Genomic DNA, 22,230 nt, shown 5'->3' with positions numbered 1-22,230 from the left:
CCGGCACACACCGGACAGACCGACACACAGACCGGCACACCGTCGCCCGCGCTCACCCGGCCGACGTGTGCGCTTCCACCGGTCACTTGACGCCGGACACCTCACATCTGAGCAAGGACAGCGGGGCTCTCACCACATGGCTGACGCAGGCGAATCCACGACCGACCGCAAGGAAAAGATCGACCGTTACATCGGGGACCTCGCGGCGGCCGACAGCAAGAACGGGGTGCTGGAGGCCGTCGACAACCTCCTCGGTGTCGCCGCGCCGGTCGGTTCCCCGAGCACCCTGGACGCCATCGCCCAGCGCTACAAGGGCCAGGCCGACGATGCCGCGGACGTACAGCAGCGGGTCGAGAAGGTCGCCGCGTCAGGGCTTCCGTCGGTGTGGGTGGGCAGCACCGGAGCCAAGGCGGCCGAGGTGGTGGCGGCGGCCGGCCGTTCCGCCGAGCAGATGGCCGAGGCGTTCCGCAAGGCGTCCAAGGCCCTCTTCGACCTCTCCGACGCCCTCACCTCCGCCCAGTCCAAGGACGGCGACGGCCGCGAACAGCTGCGCAGGGCCCGCACGATGCTCGGCGGCGACGACGGCTTCTTCGACGACATGGTCGAGACGGACGACGAGGAAGCCGAGCGCCAGCGGGCCCAGGAGATCGCGGGAACGGGGGCCAACTTCCTCTACTACGCCGCGCAGGAGGCGGACGACGCGGCGCGGACGGCGGCGCGGGAGCTGAACAAGTACGCGGCCGAGGCCCGTGCCGGGCAGATGCACACCGACAACATCTCGGCCGCCGACCGCCTCGTCCTCGCCGACGTCGGCGTGTTCGGGGGCCCGCAGGAGCAGAACGAACTCCTCACGGCGGGCGACCTCGAACGTTCCGGCCGTTTCATGGAGAAGATGAACCCGCAGGACGAGGCCCGCTTCGAGCAGATGCTGGCGGATGCCAAGACGCCGCAGGAGCGGGCGTATCTGGTGAAGGCGCTGGCCGCGGGTTATGACGTGGACCAGGTCGGCCAGTTCCAGGACAAGATCCACGGCAAGGACCCGTACTGGCTTCAGCAGCACCTCAGCCCGATCGTCACGGCCGGCGACAGCAAGGTGGACGAGGGGCGCAACCCTGACGGGTCGAACAAGAACACCGACTACCAGTGGTTCGGCGACGAGAAGTGGTCCCAGGAGGGCAACACCTGTGTGCCGTCGAGCACCGTGACCGCCCGCGCCATGGTCGATCCCGTCTACGCGCTGGAGCTGACCGGCGGACCGTCCGGGCAGGAGGACGACCCCGACGCCTTCCGCGACCGTATCCACGACGAACAGCTGCGCCTGCACGAGGAAGGCGACGGCGACTACACGCACTTCTGGTCCGACGTCCCGGACGGAATGGACAGCGACGGGCAGAACCAGATCGCCAACGACGAGATCAGCCCGCACACCGGCAGCAGTTACGAGTACCAGCAGGTTCGCGGTGCGGACGAGCGCCGTGACGTGCTGCCGGACATCGAGAAGTCCGTCGCCGAGGGCAGACCAGTCCCCATCGAAGTGGAGGGGTACGACAAGGACGGCCGGCACGGACACCAGATGATGGTGATCGGCCAGGAGGGCGACATGCTGCAGATCTACAACCCGTGGGGCCAGACGACCTGGGTCAGCGAGGACGACTTCGTCAACGGTCACATGGACAAGGCCTCCGACTCCCGCATGCCCGACGCGTACGCCGTCCACCTGCCCGCCGACCGATAAGTGAGCGTCATGACCAGCGCCCTCGCCCTGCGCCGACTCGCCGTCCCCGCCCTGCTGATGACCCTGCTCGCGGGCTGCGGCCTCACCGGGCCTGACACCTACGAGCTGGATGAGAAGCACGTTCAGGTGGATGAGGGGGAGGAGTTCACGCTGTCCGTTCCGGTCGACACCGCGATGGGGGAATGGTGGTACCTGACGTCGCCGGAGCCCGACGCCGACGTCGTCCGCAAGACGGACAAGCGGGAGGAGATCGAGGCCGACGACGACGCCGTCGGCAGCGGGAGCGGAACGGACTACTTCGACTTCAAGGCCGTCGGAGCGGGCACGACGAAGATCCGGCTCATCCAGTGCCCGCACGGTGCCTGCGCCGGCGGCGGCGATGCCGGCGGACCCGTCACCCCCTCCCCTGTCCCGAGCGGCAGCCCCACCCCCGACAAGAAGTACCGGGCCACCATCCACACCTACACCGTCACCGTGAGGAAGCCATGACCTCCGCGCCGCAGACCTCACCCCCCGGCCGGACCGACGACGAACTGGCGCAGTCGGACATCCCCGCGATGCTGCGCTACGGCCTCTCCTTCGCCGGACCGCACCGCACCGCCCTCTTCGGCGACGGCGCGGTGGGCGCCGCCGTCCTCCTTGACCGGCTCGGCATCCAGCCGCGGGCGGTGGCCTTCCTCGCCAAGGTGGTACGCGGCGGGGGTGTCCGGTACGCGGCCGAGCTGCGCGAGCCGGTGCCGGGCGATGAGGCGGCGTCCATGGTGCGTGCATGGCTGGAGTCCGCGGCCACCGCCGCCGACGGGGTCGACGGCGACGAAGCGGCCGCCCGCTGGCTGGAGGCCGTCGCCGAACTCCTCACCCTCCGCGTCGTCCACCGCTCTCGGACAGCCGGGGAGTGAACGGCAGACCTCCCATGCTTGGACGAGGTACGACTCGGTGATCTCGTCCGGGGCGAGGTCGACGGCGGTACTGAGGTCTCCATGAACGGTAACCGTCAGCGCGAAGGTCCTCACCGACCCACTCCGGGACCTGGAACGCGACGGAATCGTCTCGCGCCATGTGTACGCCGAGGTCCCGCCCCGGGTCGAATACGAGTTGACGGCACTCGGGTACATGCTGCACGCCCCCCTCCAGGCACTGAGCCGCTGGGCCGAGGAGCACATCACCGAGGTACTCGCGGCGCACGACAGCTACGACGCCCGCCAGTGACCTCCGGTAGACCTCATTCGTCACAGGCGTTTCAGGCGTCGGCGTTTCGGCCAACCCGTGTGGTCCGGGCGATGGCCTCAACTCGGTGTCCGCGTGTTCGTGCCCTTGGCGGGGCTGGGATCGCGCGCGTCCGGAATCGAGCGTGTTCGATTCCGGTGTCGCGTCGTTAGCCGTGCACGCCGAGCCATCCAGGTGCGGCACCTACCCCGAGGAGGGATGCAGGTGACTGTTACTGACGCCTCGACCGAAAGCTCGGAGAGTCCTCCCCCTCCACCTCCGGCCGCCATCACGCTGGAGGCCAAGTTCGGCAAGAACCCCCTGGCAGACGCCAGTTTCGGCACCATGTGCCGACGCCTGCCGGCCGTGCTCGGACACACGGCGCGGATGGCGTGGGCCGTCGACCGGACCGGCGCCGTGCTGCTCCTGGTCTGCCAGGTGCTCACCGGCGTCGCCGCCGCTGTCGTCCTGGCGTTCACCGCACAGGCGATGACCCATGTCCTCGGCACCGGCAGCGTGCCCGAACGTCTGCACGCCGCGCTGCCCGCCCTGATCGTCGTGACGACGGCCGCGGCCGTCGGCCGTGTCAGCGGTGCCCTGTCCTCGTACGCCGACGGGCGGATCACCCCGCTGCTGATGACCGAGGCGGACATCGCGCTCGTGACCGCCGTGTGCCGCGTGGAGTCGTCCGCGTACGGCGAGGACGGGTTCACCGACCGGCAGGAGGCCGCCGAGGTCGGCACCATCCGGACCCGGACGATGGTGCAGGAGGCCCAGCGGTTCCTGTCCGCCCTGATCCGCATGATCGCCGCCGGCGGTGTCATCACGGCGCTGCACCCGCTGATGCTGCCCCTGCTTCTGCTGGCCGTCCTCCCGGCCGGTGCCGGAGCCGTACTGTCCGCGCGCGTCGACTACGAGACCCACTACCTCAACCTCGGCGACCGCAACGTCCGCTCCATGATGCGCTGGTGGGCCACCTACTCCGGATACGGCGACGAGGTCCGCGCCAACGGCCTGACCGGCTACCTCGCCTACTGGTACCGCGCCCTGTCCGACCGGATCGACCGGCGCACCCTGGCCGCCGCCCCGCGCATGCTCCGCATCGTCCTGGCCACCAGTGCCCTGGGCGGGATCTTCCTGCTGTGCACCTGGGCCACCCTCGCCTGGCTGGCCGCCTCCGGCCGTATCGCCCTGCCCGTCGCCGCCACCGCCGTGGTCGCCGTCCAGACCACCCTGGCCGCGCTCTCCCAGTTCGTCATCCACGGGGCGGCGATGTTCCACACCTCGCTCTACCTTGCCGACATGCGCGCCTTCCTGGACTTGGCCGCCGAACGCGCGCCGCAGCGAGGGGAGTTGACGATTTCCGAGCGCGTGGACGAAATCCGCCTCGATGAGGTCGTGTACCGGTACCCGGGCAAGGCGGAACCGGCCGTCGCGGGCGTGTCGCTCACCCTGCGACGCGGCGAGATCCTGGCCGTCGTCGGCGAGAACGGCTCCGGCAAGTCGACCCTGACCAAACTCATCACCGGCATCCTGCTCGCCGACAAGGGCCGTGTCCTGTGGGACGACGTCGACCTGGCCCAGGCCGACCCCGACGCCGTATGGAAACGCACCGCGCTCGTCCCGCAGAACTTCGCCCGCTGGCCCCTGCGCGCTCGCGAGAACATCACCCTCGGCCAGCCACGGACCTACGACGACGCGCCGGTGTGGGACGTGGTCGACGCCGTCGGGATGCGCCAGGCCATCGAGACCCTGCCCCGGCAGCTCGACACCCTCCTCGCCAAGGAACTGTGGGGCGGGGCGGAGCTGTCGGGCGGGCAGTGGCAGCGCCTGGCGTGCGGTCGCGCGCTCTACCGGCAGACCCCGCTGCTGATCCTGGACGAGCCGACCTCGCAGATGGACGCCCGCGGGGAACACGCCATCTTCCTCCAGATCAAACGGATCGCCGCCGAACGTATGACGATCGTCGTCACCCATCAGCTGGAAAACACCAGGCTCGCCGACCGCATCCTGGTCATGGACAAGGGCCGGGTCACCGAACAGGGCACGTACGACGAACTCGCCGCCGGGGGTGGCCTGTTCGCGGAACTCGTCGCCCTGGCCAAGGATCGGTGACGCCCATGCACTTCGACACGGATCCGACATGGGTTCGACACAGAACAGAATCGACCAGAATCGAGACGCACGTGCCTGATACGACCTGGCAGACGATCAGCCGACTCGCGGCCCGCTTCGAAGACCACTCCACGCTCCCCCGCGACCAGCGCATCCTCCTGCAGCTGCTCAAGATTCAGGAGGAGGCCGGCGAGGTCGCCGAGGCCGTGATCGGGGCGATGGGGCAGAACCCGCGCAAGGGCCACTCACACACCTGGGAGGACGTCGAGTCCGAGATCTGCGACGTCGTCGTCACCGCCATGGTCGCGTTGACCCGCATGAACCCCGAGGCCCCGACCGTGTTCGCACGCCACCTGAGCCGTATCGCGGCGCGGGATCTGCCCGAAGAGGAGGACGCCGCGACAGCAGCCCGGTGAGACGGGTCGGATAGAGCCCGTCATCGCCGTCACCCGTTGAAGATGCCCTGGCCCGCGCCCAGCACGCCCTTCGGGTCATGACGCCGACGGGCCGCGGCCAGGGCCGGCCATGCGGGGCCGAAGTGGCGGTGCCAGTCGCGCTCGGTGAAGGGGACCGAGCCGACCGGGTAGCGACGGCCGCCGGCCGCGTAGGCGATGTCGTACGCCGAGCGGTTGGCCTTGAGGAGGCGGTCGATCGTCGGACGGTCGTCGGGTGGGGTCGCGCGCAGGATGGCGAAGAGGTAGGGGACCGGGTCGTCCGGGACGCGAAGGAAGGGGGCGGTGAGCCGTTCGCGGCGTATCGGGTAGAGGAGGACCAGGCCGGGGCCGACGTCGTCGGGGGTGAGCGAGGCCAGGATCTCGCGGGTGATGTCGGCCGTACGGGCGCCGGGGAGCAGGAGGTTGAGCCAGGGGTGCGCCCAGTACCACAGGCCCGACTCCTTCAGCTCCGCCACGGCGGGCGCGACGCGGTCCAGGAAGTCGTAGTACGGCAGGTCGGTGATCTGCGCGCCCTGCGGGTCGTGCCGCAGCCCGCGCAGGAGAGCCGTGTCGTCGGGGGCCTGGCCGGCGGGCGGGCCGTAGGCGACGGCCTCGATGACGCCGCCCCGGTAGACGCCGGAGTCGTCGGCGGTGAGCTGGCCCTCCAGGTAGTCGAAGCGCTCGTCCTCGGCGAGGCGCCGCTGGTCGTCCACGTACGTCCGCAGGTCGGCGTACGGCAGGAGGTAGTGGCGTACGGTCTCCGGGGCCGGGACCAGACGCAGTGTGGCGCCCACGATGATCGCGCACTGGCCGAGCCCGGCGCGCACCGCGTGGAACAGGTCGGCGTGCCGGATGGCGGAGCAGTGCAGCAACTCCCCTGCGCCGGTGACGACTTCGAGCGCCACGACATTGTCGACCTGGGCGCCGTGCCGGTGGGCCTGGCCGCCGAAGCCGCCGACGGACAGCGTGCCGCCGACGGAGAGTTCGAGGTAGTCGGTGAAGACGGGCGGCGTCAGGCCGTGCGCGAGGGTGGCCTTGGCGACGTCGCTCCACTTGGCGCCGGCGCCGACGGTGACCGTCGAACTGCCGGTGTCCACCGGGCCGATGGACGCGAGGGGCGTCATCTCGACGACCAGGCCGCCGTCGATCTGCCCCTGTCCCTGCGTGGCGTGACCCTGCCCCCGTGGGGCGGCCTCGATCCCGTGGGTGTTGCAGAACCGGACCATGGTGACGACGTCCCGCACGGATCCCGGTCTGAGCACCGCGGCCGGGGCGCGGTGCACGATGTGGCCGTAGTCGTCGGCGACGGCCGTGCGGGACGCGGTGTCCGTGAGGAGCGTTCCGTCGAGGTCGGGCACGCCTTTGAGCCGGGACGCGTCGGCCGTGGGTGTGGCTGCCGCCCAGCTCCGGGTGAAGGGGTCGAAGCCGATGACGGTGGCACCGGTGACGGCGAGGCCGCGTAACGCGGTGCGTCGGGACGGAGAGCTGGTCATGACACTCCAGGTGGCTCACGGGTCCGTTGACCGTCTGGCACGTCTGGCACGTCTGGCACGTCTGGCACGTCTGAATGCCTGAACGTCTGTGGATCTGCGCTACGTCAACGGGCGGCCGGCCGCGCGAGTTCCACTCGACTCCGGCAAGTTAATTACTCGCTCATGTGCAAGCATTGCGGGGTGGTCTCGCAGGGCGAAGGGCTCGGCCGGGTCGAGGCGACGGCCGGTCTGGCGCTCGTCGGCGGGGTGACCGTGAGCGCGGCCGCCTCGGAGGCGTCGGGCAATCGCATCGCCGTCACGGACGTCCGCGTCGCTCAGGGCATCGGCTGCTACTGGATGCCGCTGTTCGGCTCGGTGCCGTCCTCCAGGAGACGGGGCCGAGGAGAGGTGGCTCAGCAGGGGGAACGCGCTCGTGCGGGCGTCGTGACGGGTTGGGGGGCGGTGGCGCCGGCGCCCGCAGCGTCCCCGGCTCGGTGCGCAGCTGGTGGGCCGGCAACCGGTGTGCGGGTTGTCGTCGTGGCGGGCGCATGCTTCCGGGAACCGGGGAGGCCGAGAAACCGACCGAGAAACCGACCGGGAAAGCAGGCGGGAAGGCGGGAGGGAAAGCGGGCGCCGCGACGGTTTCGGACCGCGCGGGGGTGTACCTCGTTGCCACCAGCCGGGCCAATCGAGAGCCCCTAGCGATACCCCATCCGGTGGCTTATTACCGTCAAAAGGTTAGTCATATCAGCCGATTTCGTACTCATCCACTGTCCGGCTCTTGGTGCTGACCAGCCGTCACGAGGCCCTGAACCAAGTCGAGGAGAGTGGAGAAAATGACAACATCGCCGAGATGGCGATCTGTTCTGACGCCGGCCGCCCTGGCCGCCGCGCTGGCAGCAGCCGCGCTGACGAGCGCGGGCACCGCCGGCGCCCAGAACCACACCACCCCGCCCCCGCATCCGGCCAAGCCCGCCCACCCGGCCCACACGGCGACGCCCGCCCAACCGGCACATCCGGTGAAGCCGGGACACCCGGGCAGCCCCGCGAAGCCCGCTCACCCGGGCAAGCCCGCGACGCCTCACTACCCGGCCAAGCCCGCCCACCCGGGCAAGCCCGCCTACCCGGTCCACCCGGCCAAGCCCGCGCATCCCGTGAAGCCGGACTACCCGGTCAAGCCCGCGCATCCTGTGAAGCCGGACTACCCCGCCAAGCCCGTGCACCCGGCCAAGCCCGACTACCCGGCCAAGCCGGTCAAGCCCGCGATCCCGGCCAAGCCGGAGCTTCCGTCGAAGCCCGTGCTGCCGGAGAAGCCCGCACATCCGGCCAAGCCCGCGCTGCCCGCGAAACCGGAGCTGCCCGCAAAGCCCGCACTCCCGGCCAAGCCCGCACTCCCGGAGAAGCCGGTCAAGCCCGCTCTCCCCGCGAAGCCGGAACTCCCTGCGAAGCCCGCGCTCCCCGCCAAGCCGGAGCTGCCCGCCAAGCCCGCTTACCCAGTCAAGCCTGCGCTGCCGGAGAAGCCTGCGCTCCCGGCGAAGCCCGCTCTGCCCGCGAAGCCGGAACTCCCGGCCAAGCCCGCACTGCCCACCAAGCCGGAACTCCCCGCCAAGCCCGCGCTGCCGGCCAAGCCCGCACTCCCGGAGAAGCCCTCGCTGCCGGCGAAGCCTGCGCTCCCTTCCAAGCCCGAGCTCCCCGCGAAACCGGCGCTTCCGGCAAAGCCAGCGATGCCTTCGAAGCCGGAGCTCCCCTCCAAGCCGGCGCTGCCCGCGAAGCCGGAACTTCCCGCCAAGCCTGCGCTTCCGTCGAAGCCGGAACTGCCGTCGAAGCCCGCCCTCCCCACGAAGCCGGAACTCCCGGCCAAGCCACAGCTTCCCTCGAAGCCCGCGATCCCCACCAAGCCGGAGCTCCCCTCGAAGCCGGCCATCCCCACCAAGCCGGAGCTCCCCTCGAAGCCGGCCATCCCCAGCAAGCCGGAACTTCCCTCCAAGCCCGCCATCCCCACCAAGCCGGAGCTCCCCTCCAAGCCGGCCATCCCCACCAAGCCGGAGCTCCCCTCCAAGCCCGCCATCCCCACCAAGCCGGAGCTCCCCTCCAAGCCCGCCATCCCCAGCAAGCCGGAGCTCCCCTCCAAGCCGGCCATCCCCAGCAAGCCGGAGCTCCCCTCCAAGCCCAGCATCCCGAGCAAGCCGGAGCTCCCGTCCAAGCCGGAACTTCCCTCCAAGCCCAGCATGCCGAGCAAGCCCGACCACCCCAAGCACGAGAAGGAGAAGGACTGGTAACACCGATGAGGAGAGGCTGACCCCCCGGTTCTCCGGGGGCCGTACAGGTCGGCTGTGTTGCCGGGCCCGGGCTATCCGGGCCCGGCACTCCGCTGTCAGGCGGAGGGCGTCGTGGAACAGGGGCAAGGCCCAGTGCCGGGCGGTGATGCCTTCCGGTTCCATCGCCCAGGGGTGGGCGACCGTCGAGCGTAGCGCCGCCATCGGGAGCCCTAGGCCGAACGACCTGGTCAGCAACGTCCTTGACCCGAGGCTCGCCGTCTCGCCCTCCTCCACGTCGCCCTCACCCGCAGCCGGCTGGGCAGCTAGGTAGCTCGTCATGAACTGCCTGCCGTGAACTACCCGTCGTGAACTGCCTCTCCTGAGCTGCCTCCCCCGATCCGCTCGTCCACGCCTCCATCCACGCCATGAATGGCCGGGATCCAGGATTCCGATCGCTCGGAGGATGGCGGCGGGGAGACCGGCGGCCCATAGTCGTCCCTACCTGCACGCCACCGTCCTGCACGGCACTGTCCCGCACACCGCTGTCCGGACCAGCCGCCGGCGTGGGGTCGTCCACGGCGTTCGCCGTGGGGTCGTTTACCGGCATGCCGGGCGCCGTCGGCGCCCGTGAAAGGCATGCCCTCCCCTACGCCGTCCCCTGGAGTCGCCATGCCCGGTGCCATGTCCCCGACCCCGCCCACCGCAGCCATGGACGGCGCCGCGTCGTCCGTCGCCGCGTCGCGCCCCGCCCATCTGCTGCGGGTGACGCTGCTGATGGCGGGCAGTTGTCTGCCGATCCTGGGGGCCGTACTGATCGCGCCGGTGCTGCCGAAGATGCAGGACCACTTCGCCGCGACGCCCGGCGCCAAGGCGCTCGTCCCCCTCGCGCTGACCGTTCCGGCGCTGTCGCTGGCGCTGCTGGCCCCGTTCGCCGGGGTGCTCGTGGACCGGCTGGGGCGCAAGCGGCTGCTGATCGTCGCGACCATCCTGTACGCCGTGTTCGGCACGGCGCCGCTGTGGCTGGACTCGCTCGGCGCCATCATCGTCGGCCGGGCCCTGGTGGGTGTCGCCGAGGCCGCGATCATGACCTGCTGCACCACGCTGATCGCCGACTACTACAGCGGCCGACAGCGGGTGAAGTACCTCGCCCTGCAGACGATGTGCGCCTCCGCCTCGGCCACCGTCTTCTTCGTGGTCGGCGGCGTCGTGGGCGCGGCGGGCTGGAGGGTGCCCTTCTGGATCTACGCCGTGAGTCTGCTCCTCGCCCCGATGATGGCCTCCGCCCTGCCCAACCCGGCGGCCCACCCAGCCGACCCGGCCCACCCTGCCGACGCGAGGGGCACGGTCCGTCACCGCCCCTTCCCCTGGCGGCGGTTGGCGGCCATCTGTGCCCTCACCTTCTTCGGGGCGATGGTCTTCTACACGGTCCCGGTGGAGATGTCGTACCTGCTCGACGACCTCGGAGTGGAGAACTCCGGTGTGATCGGCCTGGCCACCGCCATCGCTAGTGCGGCCACCGTGGGCGGGGCGGTGGCCTTCGCCCGGCTGAAGCGCGCCCCCGACCCGATGCTGCCCGCCGTCCTCGCGGTCTGCGCGGTCGGGTTCGGGGTGATGTTCCTGGCGAGCAATACGGTGCTACTCGTCGTCGGAGCGGTGATCAACTGCCTCGGTACGGGGATGCTGCTGCCCGCGCTGCTGACGAGCGCGATGTCCCGGCTGGCCTTCGAGGACCGCGGCCGCGGGACGGGGCTGTGGACGGCGGCCTTCTTCGGGGGTGAGTTCGTCTGCCCGCTGGTGCTGATCGCCGTGGAGGCGGAGGTGGGATCGCTGGCCGGTGCGGTGGGGGTGCTTGGGCTGGTGGCGGCTCTGATGGCGGCGGGGTTGTGGGCGGCAGCCCGGCGGCGGGCCGGGACGGTCGATCCACGGCCGCTGCCGGAGCAATTGGCCTGACGTGGTCTGACGTGGTCTGACGCGGTCCGACGTGGTCCGACGGCTCCTCAACGCCCCAGGTTCACGGGGTCCGTCGCGGCACGCACACTAGGTCACCGAAGATCACCGAAGATCACCCCTCTCCTCCATCAACGTCGCCCCCACGTCCGCCGCCTTCTGCCGCAGCCAGATGTGCGCCGCGTCCTGCGCATGAACCGGATGCCACCACAGCGCCACCTGCACCGGTACGGCCTCGAAAGGACAGGGCAGCACCCGCACCGCCGCCGACTGCACCGCCCTGCGGGCCAGCCGCTCCTGGATCATCGCGACCCGGCGCGTGCCCTCGACCATGTGCGGCAGCAGCTGGAAGGTCTGGACGGACACCTCCACGTGCGGGCTGATGCCGAGCATGCTCAGCTGGCGGGCGGCCGGCGCGTCGTAGGGCCGCTGGTAGACGGCCCACGGCAGCCGGGCCAGATGGTCGAGGGTGAGTGCGTCGCCGACCTCGGGGTGGTCGTCGGCGACCAAGCACAGCCAGCGGTCCTGGTAGAGGTCGACCGCGGGGAAACCGTCGATGACGCCGTGCGGCATCAGCAGCCCGTCGACCGTGCTCAGCAGCGCGGCCGTGTTCTCCTCGACCGACGGCGCCGGATGCTGGAAGGCGAACCGGATGCCGGGGGCCTCGTGGTGTACGGCGCGGGCGAGCGCGGAGCCGAACACGGCCGCGCTGTAGTCGGAGGCGAGCAGGGTGAACTCGCGGGACTCGGCGGCCGGGTCGAAGTCGGCCTGGCTGGAGAACACCCGCTCCAGCAGGTCGCAGGCGGTGGCGCTGCGGTCCCGCAACGCGACGCCGAGCGGCGTCAGTTCGTAGGAGTTGCCGCTGCGGGCGAGCAGTTCGTCGTCGAAATGGCGGCGCAGCCGGGACAGTGCCGCGCTCATCGCCGGCTGGCTGAGCCCGACGCGCTCGCCGGCCCGGGTGACGTTGCGCTCCTCCAGCAGGGCGCGCAGGGCTACGACCAGGTTGAGGTCGAGTCGGGACAGGTTCACCGGGCACCACCTTGCGAGCGAAAGCCATTCATGTCAGCGAAGTCATCCAGGTCAGCGAAAGCGATCCATGTCATCGCCGGCCACCCATGTCAGCGCGAGCCATCCATGTCAGCCCAAGCCATCCACGCCAGCGCGAGCCATCCATGCCATGGATCCGGCGCATTCACAAGATTGATTTCCGTGATCCGCCGATCGAGGCCAGAGTAGACCGCAACCCAGCAGGAGGAAATCTCATGGCAACGCTCGTGCAGCCTGCCGGCCCGTTCGCGCTCGGCACCTTCTCCGGCCCCGAGGGGAAGCCGTTCCCCGGCCTCCTGGCCGGCGGCCGGGTGCTCGACCTGGGCCGGGCCCTGGACTCGGCGCCGTCCGACATGCGTGGCGTACTGGAGCGGTGGGATGAGACGCTCCCCCGGCTGCGTGTCCTGGCGGGCGACGACGCCGGGGAGTGGCGGGCGCTGGAGGGGCTGCGGGTGCACGCTCCCGTCGAGCCCCGGCAGATCTTCCAGTCCGGTGCCAATTACCGGCAGCATGTGATCGACCTGGAGGTCGCCCACCGCTCCCCCGACGATCCGCGCACGGTCGACGAGGCGCGGGCCGAGATCGCCGCGGTCATGGACCGGCGGGCGGCCGAGGACCTGCCGTATGTGTTCATCGGCCTGCCGAGCACGATCGCGGGGCCGTACGACGACGTCGTCCTCCCCGCCTGGGCCGAACAGCCGGACTGGGAGCTGGAGTTGGCGGCCGTGATCGCCAGGCCCGCGCACCGGGTGTCCGTCGAGGAGGCCCTGGAGTACGTCGCCGGGTACACGATCGCCAACGACCTCACCGACCGCGCCACCGTGTTCCGCCGGGACATGAAGGCCATCGGCACCGACTGGCTGCGCTGCAAGAACGCCCCGGGCTTCACCCCGCTGGGGCCGTGGCTGGTGCCGGCCGAGTCGGTCGCCGATCCCGGTGATCTGCGGGTCACCCTGAAGCTGAACGGCGACACCATGCAGGACGAGTCCACCAAGGACATGCTCTTCGGCATCGCGCGGCTGGTGTCGTACATCTCGCAGTCGGCTCAACTCCTGCCCGGTGACCTCGTGTTGACCGGCAGCCCGGCGGGCAACGGCATCCACTGGGGCCGGCTGCTGCGCGACGGCGACGTGCTGGAGGGCTCGATCACGGGACTGGGCGTACAGCGCACCCGCTGTGTCGAGGAGGCGGCGTGAACCGGCACGATCCCGAGGGCGCGATCGCCGAGGCCGCCAAGGCGTACTCCAACTGGGGGCGCTGGGGCGCGGACGACGTGCTCGGCACGCTCAACTTCCTCGACGAGGCCAAGCGGCGGGAGGGTGCCGCGCTGGTGCGGCGGGGCGTGAGCTTCTCGCTGTCGCAGCGGTTCGAGATGAACGGGCCGCAGAAGGGCTGGCGCCGGCGGACCAACCCCGTCCACACCATGCTCGACACCGGCACCGACGCCGCCCTCGGCAACCAGGGCTTCCCGCACGGCATCGGCGGCGCCGACGACGTGATCGCGATGCCCCTGCAGTGCTCCACCCAGTGGGACGGGCTCGGCCACATCTTCGACCACGGCAACGCCTGGAACGGGCGGCCGGCGGAGAAGGTGGTCACCTCCGACGGCGACCTCGTCACCGGCATCGAGCACATGGCGCCGTACGTCGCCGGGCGCGGTGTCCTGCTGGACGTGGGCCGGGTGGCCGGCACCGACGGTGAACTGCCGGACGCGTTCGCGATCACCGAGGAGCACCTCGCGCAGGCGTCGCAGGCCCACGGGGTGGGCGTCGGGAGGGGCGACATCGTCCTGGTCCGCACCGGCCGGCTCGCCCGGGTCGGGCGCGACGGCTGGGGCGATTACGCGGGTGGGCCCGCGCCGGGGCTGTCGTTCACCACGGCGGGCTGGCTGCACCGTACCGAGATCGCGGCGATCGCCACCGACACCTGGGGCTTCGAGGTTCGGCCGAACGAGTTCGACCACGCCTTCCAGCCGTTGCACCAGGTCGTCATCCCCAACATGGGACTGCTCATCGGCGAGATGTGGGACCTGGAGTCGCTGGCCGAGGACTGCGCCTCGGACGGTGTGTACGAGTTCTGGCTGACCGCCGCTCCGCTGCCCATCACCGGGGCCGTCGGCTCCCCCGTCAACCCGATCGCCGTCAAGTAGACCGCCGTCAAGTAGATCGTCATCGAGCGGGGTCCGCGGCCTGTCTGCGCCGGCCCCCTGGCCACCCGTCAGTCCGCTCACTGCCGGGTGGCCCTCACACCACCGACTTCGAGTATCGGCCGGAACCGTCCGGCCCGCACTCGGAGCGGCCGGTCGGCACCCGGGCGGGCGAACCGCCCACCCACACCTCGCCGCACCCGACCCTCGCCGCGCCCTCGCATCCCCACACCCCCGCATGCCCACACCCCGCATCCCCAGCCGCCCGTCGCCGCGCGGCCCACTCTCGGGAGGGACCCCGACATGACCGACAGCCGCACCCTCCCCCAGCCGCCGTCCGGGGGTACGCCCACCGTCCTCGTCATCGGCGGGGGTGCCTCCGGCAACGCCGTCACCGTTCTGCTGCGCCGCGCCGGCATCGCCGTCGACCTGATCGAGGCCAGGCCCGACTGGAACGCCACGACCGGCTCCGGCATCACCCTTCAGGGCAACGCCCTGCGGGTCCTGCGCGAACTGGGGGTGTGGGAGGAGACGGCCGCCTCCGGTTGTGCCTTCGGTTCGCTGGGGGTGACCGCTCCGGACGGCACCGTGCTGTTCGTCGCCGAGGACATCCAGACGGGTGGTCCCGACCTGCCCGCCACCCTCGGTATGCAGCGCCCCCGGTTGCAGCAGATCCTCATCGACGCGGTCCGCGCCTCCGGCGCACGGGTCCGGCTCGGCACCACGGCCGAGTCGCTGGACCAGGACGCCGACGGTGTCTCGGTGCGTTTCAGCGACGGCGTCGAGGGCCGCTACGACCTGGTGATCGCCGCCGACGGTCTGAACTCCGCCACCCGCGCCGCGATCGGCATCACCGCGAAACCCGAGCCCACCGGCATGGCCATCTGGCGTATCGCCGCCCCACGGCCCGCGGGCGTGACCCGCGCCGACCTCTCCTACGGCGGCCCCGCCTACATCGCCGGGTACACCCCCACCAGCGAGAACACCCTTTACGCGTTTGTCGTGGAGGCGTGCCGGGACCGCGCCGGCGTCGACCCGGCCGACTACGCCGACGAGATGCGCCGCCTCGCGCGCGGCTACGGCGGGGTCTGGCCGGAGATCACCGAGCACATCACCGACCCGGCGAAGGTCAACTACACCTGGTTCGACCGCCTGCTGGTCGAGGGCTCCTGGCACCGGGGCCGGGTCGTGCTGATCGGCGACGCCGCCCACTGCTGCCCGCCCACGCTGGCCCAGGGCGCGGCGATGTCCCTGGAGGACGCCCTCGTCCTCGCCGAGCTGCTGACCTGCGGCCGGGAGTGGGACGACGAACTGCTCCAGGCGTACTACGAGCGCCGGATCCCGCGGGTGCGCAGGGTCGTCGAGGCGTCGGTGCAGATCGGCCGGTGGCAGCTGGACTGCGTACGCGACGCCGATGTCGCGGGGCTGGTCGGCCGCACGTTGACCTCGCTGAAGGAGCTTCCGTGACCGCGCCCGCTGTCGCCTCCGCGACCGCGCCCACCGGCGCTTCCGTGAACACGCCCACCATCGACGTGCACGCGCACGTCCTGCTCCCCGAGGTAGACGCCCTGGTGGCCGGCCGGCCCGGTCTCGCCGAGGCCAGGGCGCTGGACGCCCGCCGCAACGGCCCGGCCGCGCTTGCCGTCAACGGCCCGATGGTGCGCGAGCGCGTCCCGGCTCTGACCGACGTCGCCGTACGTCTCGCCGCGATGGACGCGCAGGGCGTGGACGTGCAGGTCGTCAGCCCCTCCCCGTCGCACTACCACTACTGGGCGGAGGAGGAGACGGCGGAGAAGCTCTCCCTGTTGGCCGGCGAGGCGACGGCCGCGCACTGCGCCCGGGCACCCGGGCGGCTCCATGGCCTCGGTCTCGCTCCCCTCCAGCACCCGGAGTTGGCGGTGCGCGCCCTCGAACACGCCATGGGCCTGGGCCTGCTGGGTGTCGAGATCTCCTCGCACGCTCCCTCCTTGTCCGCCATCGGGCAGAAGGGGCCCAGCCGCGAGCTGTCGGACCCGGCGTACGAACCCTTCTGGACGCGGGCCGAGGAGACGGGCGCGATCCTCTTCCTGCACCCCTTCGGCTGCACGCTCGACGAGCGACTGGACCGGTGGTACCTGTCCAACAGTGTCGGGCAGCCGACGGAGAACGCCGTCGCGCTGTCCCATCTCATCTTCTCGGGCGTCCTGGACCGCCATCCTGGGCTGAAGCTGATCGCTGCGCACGGCGGCGGATATCTGCCGACCCACCTCGGCCGCTCCGACCACGCCTGGTCCACGCGCTCCGACGCCCGTGCGGGCTGCGCCCATCCGCCCAGCAGCTATCTGAAGCGCCTGTATTTCGACTCTCTCGTCCACGACCCGTACGTCCTGCGGGAGTTGATCCGCGCCGCGGGCGCCGACCGGGTCCTGCTCGGTTCCGACTTCCCCTTCGACATGGGCACCGACGACCCCGTCGGCGCGCTGCGCACCGCGCGGCTCTCCGATGCCGACTTCGACGCCGTACGAGGCGGCAACGCCGCCGCACTCCTCCGGAAGGACTGACCGCCCCATGCGCCTCCTCACCCATCTGCGCCACGTCGACCTCGCCGTACCCGACTACGACAGGCAGCTCGACTTCTACTCCGGCGTCTGGGGCCTGACCAAGGTCGCCGAGGACTCCGGCGTCTCGTTCCTGGCCGCCGAGGGCAGCCCCGAGCAGTACGTCGTCCGGCTCCGCAAGGCCGACGAGAAGCGTCTCGACCTGGTCTCCTACGGCGCGGGCAGCGCGGCCGACGTGGACGCGCTCGCGGAGCAACTCCTCGCCCAGGGCGTGCAGTTGATCTCACGGCCCGGGAAGGTCGACACCCCCGGCGGCGGTTACGGCTTCCGCTTCTTCGACGGCGACGGCCGCACCGTCGAGGTCTCCGCGGACGTGGCGGCCCGGCAGCATCGCCGGATCGAGGAGAAGGAGGCGATCCCGGTCCGGCTGTCACATGTCGTCCTCAACTCCCCGGACCTGAACAAGACCCGCGCGTGGTACGAGACCCACCTCGGCTTCCGCCTCTCCGACACGCTCAGCTCGCCGCACATGGGCGAGGTCATGCACTTCATGCGGATCAGCAACCAGCACCACTCGATGGCCATCGCCCAGTGCCCGCACACCTCCCTGCACCACATCTCCTTCGAGATGCGCGGCCTGGACGAGTACATGCGCGGATCGGGGCGCGTGATGCGGGCCGGTGTGCGCAAGATCTGGGGGCCGGGCAGACACATGGCGGGCGACAACACCTTCACGTACTTCCTCGACCCGCACGGCAACACCGTCGAGTACACCACCGAGCTGGAGGAGCTCGACGAGGACACCTGGCACCCGCACGTCTACGACTTCTCCCGGCCCGAGGTCACCGACCAGTGGGGCACGGCGAACCCGATGAACGAGCTGGTCGCCAAGGAGTCGTTCAACGACGTCGACCGCGGCGTCTTCGTCGCCCCGCCGGTGTAAGGGGCGCCGACAATTGCGCATCGCCACTTACCTGTACGAGGGTCGACGGCACTGCGGGGTCGTGGAGGGCACCGTCGTCCGGGCTCTCCCGGACGACACCTCGCCCCTGGACGCCGTCGACGCCCGCCCCGTCGGGGACGCCGTCCCGCTGTCGGACGTACGCCTGCTGCCGCCGCTCCAGCCGCCCACCGTGCGGGACTTCGTCACCTTCGAGGAACATGTGGAGGGTGTACGCCGCTCCGTGGACGGGGCGGCGGGTGTGCCGGAGCGCTGGTACGCGGCCCCGACCTTCTACTTCGCCAACCCCTACGCGGTGTACGGCCCGCACGACGACATCCCCGTGCCGCCGGGGTCGGGCGTGCTCGACTTCGAGCTGGAGGTGGCCGCCGTCATCGGCCGCGCGGGCCGTGACCTCACGCCCGAGCAGGCCCGCGACCACATCCTCGGGTACACGATCCTCAACGACTGGTCCGCCCGTGACCTCCAGTCGGCCGAGATGCGGGTGGGCCTCGGCCCCTGCAAGGGCAAGGACACCGCCACCACCCTCGGCCCGTACCTCGTCACCGCGGACGAACTGGAGCCGTACCGGGACGCCGACGGTTTCCTGCGGCTGGCGCTCACCGCCGCGGTGAACGGCGAGGTGGTCGGCGAGGACCTGCTGTCCCACATGAGCTGGACCTTCGAGGAGATGGTCGCCTACGCATCGCGCGGGACCTGGGTGCGTCCCGGAGACGTCCTCGGCTCCGGCACCTGCGGCAACGGCGGCTGTCTGGCCGAGCTGTGGGGTGTGCGCGGCAGCCAGGATCCTCCGCCTCTGAAGCCGGGTGACACCGTGGCGCTCACCGTGGAGGGCATCGGTTCCGTGTCCAACACCGTGGTTGCGGGGGTGGATCCGGTGCCGCTGCCGACGGGCCGACGGCGCGGCCGGGAGCGGCCGTGAGCGGGCCGCGCCCCGGGAGGCTGGCGGGCAGGGTCGTGGTCGTCACGGGGGCGGCTCGCGGACAGGGCGCCGCTGAGGCCGGGGCGCTGGCCCGCGAGGGCGCCCGGGTGATCGCCACCGATGTGACGGAGACATCCGGCTGCCGTCGCCTCGACGTCACCAGCGACGAGGAGTGGGCCGAACTCGCCGCCGAGCTGAGGGAGTCGTACGGCCATGTCCACGGCCTGGTCAACAACGCGGGCGTCACCTGGCGGGCCCGTCTCGGCGAGGTACGCCCGGAGGACTTCGACCGGGTCCACACGGTCAACGTCACCGGCCCGCTGCTCGGCATCCAGCATCTCGCGCCGCTGATGCCGCCGGGTGCGTCCATCGTCAACGTGGGTTCGACGGCCGCGCTCACCGGCCACTACCCGGTCGCCTACACGGCGAGCAAGTGGGCGTTGCGGGGCCTGTCGAGGGCGGCGGCGCTGGAGCTCGGCCCGCGCGGCATCCGCGTCAACACGATCCACCCCGGCTACATCGAGACGGACATGACCGCCTCCGCGGCCCCCGCCTTCCGCGAGGCGAACATCCGCGAGACACCGCTCGGCCGCACCGGCACCGTGGACGAGATCACCCCGCTGGTGACGTTCCTGCTCTCCGCCGAGGCGTCCTTCATCACCGGCGCCGAGATCCCGGTGGACGGCGGCCTCACCGCCCATGGCGGCGTCAAGTCCCTGTCGGACGCGCTGCGTTCCCCTCAGCAAGGCCCTGCACAGCGCACGCGGGCTACGGTGACGGAATTTCCTGTTCCGCCCAGATGATCTTCCCGTCGGCCGTGTACCGCGCCCCCCACCGATGGGACAGCTGGGCGACCAGAAACAGCCCCCGGCCGCCCTCGTCCATGATCCGGGCATGCCGCAATCGTGGGGCCGTGCTGCTGGCGTCGGCGACCTCGCAGGTCAGGCGGGTGTCGCGGAGGAGGCGTAGGCGGATGGGGGGTTCGGCGTAGCGGATCGCGTTGGTGACCAGCTCGCTGACGATCAGCTCGGTCGTCATGGCCAGCTCCCCGAAGCCCCAGTCCGTCACCTGGCGGGTCGCCCGGGCCCGGATGTCGGCGACGGCGGCCGGGTCCACGGGCACGTCCCAGGAGACGACGTGTTCGGCGCCCAACGCGTGGGTGCGGGTCAGGAGCAGGGCGATGTCGTCGGGCTGCGGCACGGGCACGAGCTGCCGGACCACGGACGTGCACAGGGTGCCGAGGTCGAGTTCGGGGCGGGACAGCAGGTCGCCCAGCCGGGCCATGCCCTGCTCCATGTCGCCGTCGGCCGACTCGACGAGGCCGTCGGTGTAGAGGCCGAACAGGCTGTTCTCGGCGAGCTCGAACTCGGTGGCCTCGAACGCCATCCCGCCGAGCCCGAGCGGCGGTCCGGCCGGGGGTTCGGGGAAGGAGACCTGTCCGTCGGGGGCGACGACGACCGGCGGCGGGTGTCCGGCGCGGGCCATGGTGCAGCGCCGGGTGACCGGGTCGTAGACGGCGTACAGGCAGGTGGCGCCGAGGAAGGCGGTCGTGCTCTGGTGGGCCGCCCCGGCCCCCTCGGCTCCGTCGGCGCCCTCGGCTCCCTGGTCGTCGGTGTGCTCCTCGCTGAGCCGGAGCACCAGGTCGTCGAGGTGGGCCAGGAGTTCGTCGGGCGGCATCTCCATGGCGGCGAGGGTCTGTACGGCGGTGCGCAGCCGGCCCATGGCCGCGGCCGCGGTGATGCCGTGGCCGACGACGTCGCCGACGACCAGGCCGACCCGGGTGCCGGACAGCGGGATCACGTCGAACCAGTCGCCGCCGACCCCGCCCGTCGGGTCCGCCGGCAGATAGGAGGAGGCCACCTCCAGCGCCGTACCGCCCGTCAGGGCCTGCGGCAGCAGACTGCGTTGCAGGGTGACCGCGGCCGTGTGTTCCCGGGTGTAGCGGCGGGCGTTGTCGACGCACAGCGCGGCGCGGGCGACCAGCTCCCGGGCGACCAGGACGTCGTCGGGCTGGAACGACACGGGATTGAGCGACCGTAGGAACGAGGTGAGACCGAGGGCGGTGTTGCGGGCCCGCATCGGCACCGAGATGAGGGAGTGCAGGCCGAACTCGCGCATGCTGGCGGCGCGCGCGGGCTGTTCTCTGGCCCACACCTCTTCGGACGGGTCGAGGACCGGGATGAGGATCGGCTCGCCGTCGATGAGCAGATGCGCGTCGTGCGGCGGCGGCACGAAGTCCACCTGGTCCCCGATCTGGGCCACGGCCTCGGGGACGCCCTCGCGCACGGAGTTCATGCCGGCCCGGCGCATCACCGGCTTGGCGGGGGCCGGGCCCGCGTCGGTGAGCCACGCTCCGTGTCCCTCGGTGCTGAGTACGGGCTCCAGCAGGTCCACGACGACGAAGTCGGCGAAGCGGGGCACGGCGAAGTCGGCGAGTTCCTGGGCCGTCCGCATGACGTCCAGGGTGGTGCCGATCCGGGTGCCGGCCTCGTTGACCAGCGCCAGCAGCTGGCGGGCGTTCCATCGTTCGGTGACGTCCAGGACCATGTAGCAGACCCCGGTGACCGAGTTGTCCGGGTCCACGAGGGGGAAGAACGAGGTGGAGTAGGCGTGCCGGCGGTGCGGATCGGCCCAGCTCCAGCCCTCGTACTCGTAGTCGGTGACGGGGACGCCGGTGTCGAGGACCTTGCGCATCAGGCCCTCGATGGTCTCCGCCTGCAGGCCGGGCAGCAGTTCGCTCAGCCGTCGCCCGAGCCGCTGCTCACGGGGCACACCGCCGAACCGTTCCAGGGTGTCGTTCAGCCATACGTAGCGCAGCTGGGTGTCCATCACGGCCATACCGACCGGCGAGCGGGTCAGGAAACCGTCCAGCACGGACTGGCCCACCGTCCACTGCGGGCGCCGCTCGCGCGCCGAGATCAGGAAGCACTCGTCCGGGCCGATCCGGAAGGACGCGGAGACCCGCAGGTCCACGTCGATACGGCGGCCGTCGCCGTGCCGTAGCGGAATGAGCCCGCTCCACCCCATGCCGGCCCGGCAGCGCTCCGCGACCGCGGCCACCCGCGCCGGATCGCCGGGCATCGCCAGCAGTCCGGCGGCCGGCCGGCCCACCGTCTCCGACGCCGGGCGGCCGAGGAGTTCCTCCGCGGCCCGGGTCCAGCCGAGCACGACACCGTGCGCGGACAGCACCGCCGCCGCGTCGGAGGACGCGTCGAAGAGCGCGCTCGGTCCTGCGGACGTGGGCGCGTCCGGTTCCTCTCGCGGAGCATCCATGGGTCCTCACGCAGCGTCCATGGGTCCCGTCCCGTACACGACCATGTTCCTGCTAGTACGCCGGATGCGCACGGGCCGACGACCGCCACGTCATCCCCTCCGGCCCGCTCCCGCCTCCTCGGAGCCTGTGCACGACCCACGCCCGCGCAGCGACGCCCGGCCGGGCGGGACGACCGG

The 22,230-nt window shown here is 71.3% G+C and carries 17 protein-coding genes and 1 pseudogene; 15 read left to right on the top strand and 3 right to left on the bottom strand.

The features are described from left to right. The first annotated feature begins 136 nt into the window (after nt 1-136). The 6 genes and pseudogenes from ACFWYS_RS35500 to ACFWYS_RS35475 all read left to right on the top strand — a co-directional run bounded on the left by ACFWYS_RS35500 (nt 137) and on the right by ACFWYS_RS35475 (nt 5,472). Entirely contained in the window at nt 137-1,735 is a 1,599-nt protein-coding gene (locus ACFWYS_RS35500) for a peptidoglycan-binding protein (RefSeq protein ID WP_384777929.1), read from the top strand. Between the two features lie 9 nt (nt 1,736-1,744). Then, nucleotides 1,745-2,224 (top strand): protease inhibitor I42 family protein, encoded by a 480-nt coding sequence (locus tag ACFWYS_RS35495; RefSeq protein WP_384777926.1) that lies wholly within the window; start codon nt 1,745-1,747, stop codon nt 2,222-2,224. Continuing rightward, a complete protein-coding gene (locus tag ACFWYS_RS35490; RefSeq protein WP_384777923.1) occupies nt 2,221-2,634 on the top strand; it encodes a hypothetical protein in 414 nt (137 codons plus the stop codon). The genes ACFWYS_RS35495 and ACFWYS_RS35490 overlap by 4 nt, the downstream gene beginning before the upstream one ends. A gap of 94 nt (nt 2,635-2,728) precedes the next feature. After that, a pseudogene (locus ACFWYS_RS35485) lies at nt 2,729-2,944 on the top strand (winged helix-turn-helix transcriptional regulator); the annotation flags it as partial. 216 nt (nt 2,945-3,160) lie between these two features. After that, nucleotides 3,161-5,056: an ATP-binding cassette domain-containing protein gene (locus ACFWYS_RS35480; RefSeq protein ID WP_384777920.1), complete on the top strand. Its 1,896-nt coding sequence runs from the start codon at nt 3,161-3,163 to the stop codon at nt 5,054-5,056. 71 nt (nt 5,057-5,127) lie between these two features. Further along, entirely contained in the window at nt 5,128-5,472 is a 345-nt protein-coding gene (locus tag ACFWYS_RS35475; protein WP_384777917.1) for a MazG-like family protein, read from the top strand. 29 nt (nt 5,473-5,501) lie between these two features. Here the strand turns inward: ACFWYS_RS35475 and ACFWYS_RS35470 are convergent, their stop codons facing one another. Next, complete coding sequence (locus ACFWYS_RS35470) at nt 5,502-6,983, bottom strand: FAD-binding protein (RefSeq protein ID WP_384777914.1); 1,482 nt, start codon at nt 6,981-6,983, stop codon at nt 5,502-5,504. 815 nt (nt 6,984-7,798) lie between these two features. Here ACFWYS_RS35470 and ACFWYS_RS35465 point away from each other — a divergent pair. Next, a complete protein-coding gene (locus ACFWYS_RS35465; RefSeq protein ID WP_384777911.1) occupies nt 7,799-9,241 on the top strand; it encodes a hypothetical protein in 1,443 nt (480 codons plus the stop codon). Nucleotides 9,242-9,889: 648 nt separating this feature from the next. Then, nucleotides 9,890-11,170 carry an MFS transporter gene (locus tag ACFWYS_RS35460; RefSeq protein WP_384777908.1) on the top strand — a complete coding sequence of 427 codons (1,281 nt, stop codon included), beginning with the start codon at nt 9,890-9,892 and terminating at the stop codon, nt 11,168-11,170. A gap of 102 nt (nt 11,171-11,272) precedes the next feature. Here the strand turns inward: ACFWYS_RS35460 and ACFWYS_RS35455 are convergent, their stop codons facing one another. Continuing rightward, entirely contained in the window at nt 11,273-12,196 is a 924-nt protein-coding gene (locus tag ACFWYS_RS35455; protein ID WP_384777905.1) for a LysR family transcriptional regulator, read from the bottom strand. Between the two features lie 233 nt (nt 12,197-12,429). Between ACFWYS_RS35455 and ACFWYS_RS35450 the strand changes: the two genes are divergently transcribed. The 7 genes from ACFWYS_RS35450 (at nt 12,430) to ACFWYS_RS35420 (ending at nt 19,583) form a co-directional block, all read left to right on the top strand. Then, nucleotides 12,430-13,410, top strand: a complete 981-nt coding sequence (locus ACFWYS_RS35450) for a fumarylacetoacetate hydrolase family protein (RefSeq protein WP_384777902.1) — start codon at nt 12,430-12,432, stop codon at nt 13,408-13,410. After that, a complete protein-coding gene (locus ACFWYS_RS35445; RefSeq protein WP_384777899.1) occupies nt 13,407-14,363 on the top strand; it encodes a cyclase family protein in 957 nt (318 codons plus the stop codon). The genes ACFWYS_RS35450 and ACFWYS_RS35445 overlap by 4 nt, the downstream gene beginning before the upstream one ends. Before the next feature lie 300 nt (nt 14,364-14,663). After that, the gene (locus ACFWYS_RS35440) at nt 14,664-15,827 is read left to right on the top strand and encodes an FAD-dependent oxidoreductase (RefSeq protein ID WP_384777896.1); all 1,164 of its coding nucleotides are present in this window, start codon (nt 14,664-14,666) and stop codon (nt 15,825-15,827) included. Then, on the top strand, nt 15,824-16,900 hold the full coding sequence (locus ACFWYS_RS35435) for an amidohydrolase family protein (RefSeq protein ID WP_384777893.1): 1,077 nt from the start codon (nt 15,824-15,826) through the stop codon (nt 16,898-16,900). Before ACFWYS_RS35440 ends, ACFWYS_RS35435 begins: the two co-directional genes overlap by 4 nt. Before the next feature lie 7 nt (nt 16,901-16,907). Continuing rightward, nucleotides 16,908-17,840: a VOC family protein gene (locus tag ACFWYS_RS35430; protein ID WP_384777890.1), complete on the top strand. Its 933-nt coding sequence runs from the start codon at nt 16,908-16,910 to the stop codon at nt 17,838-17,840. A 13-nt stretch (nt 17,841-17,853) separates the two neighbouring features. Beyond that, nucleotides 17,854-18,780 (top strand): fumarylacetoacetate hydrolase family protein, encoded by a 927-nt coding sequence (locus ACFWYS_RS35425; protein WP_384777887.1) that lies wholly within the window; start codon nt 17,854-17,856, stop codon nt 18,778-18,780. Next, nucleotides 18,777-19,583, top strand: coding sequence for an SDR family NAD(P)-dependent oxidoreductase (locus tag ACFWYS_RS35420; RefSeq protein ID WP_384777884.1), 807 nt, complete (start codon nt 18,777-18,779; stop codon nt 19,581-19,583). Before ACFWYS_RS35425 ends, ACFWYS_RS35420 begins: the two co-directional genes overlap by 4 nt. Here ACFWYS_RS35420 and ACFWYS_RS35415 read toward each other — a convergent pair. Beyond that, on the bottom strand, nt 19,549-22,053 hold the full coding sequence (locus ACFWYS_RS35415; RefSeq protein ID WP_384777881.1) for a SpoIIE family protein phosphatase: 2,505 nt from the start codon (nt 22,051-22,053) through the stop codon (nt 19,549-19,551). The genes ACFWYS_RS35420 and ACFWYS_RS35415 overlap by 35 nt on opposite strands. Nucleotides 22,054-22,230 lie beyond the last annotated feature (177 nt).

Source organism: Streptomyces sp. NPDC059010 (assembly GCF_042740355.1).
In the GTDB taxonomy this organism is placed as follows: domain Bacteria; phylum Actinomycetota; class Actinomycetes; order Streptomycetales; family Streptomycetaceae; genus Streptomyces.
This window is presented reverse-complemented; position numbering and strand designations above follow the sequence as displayed.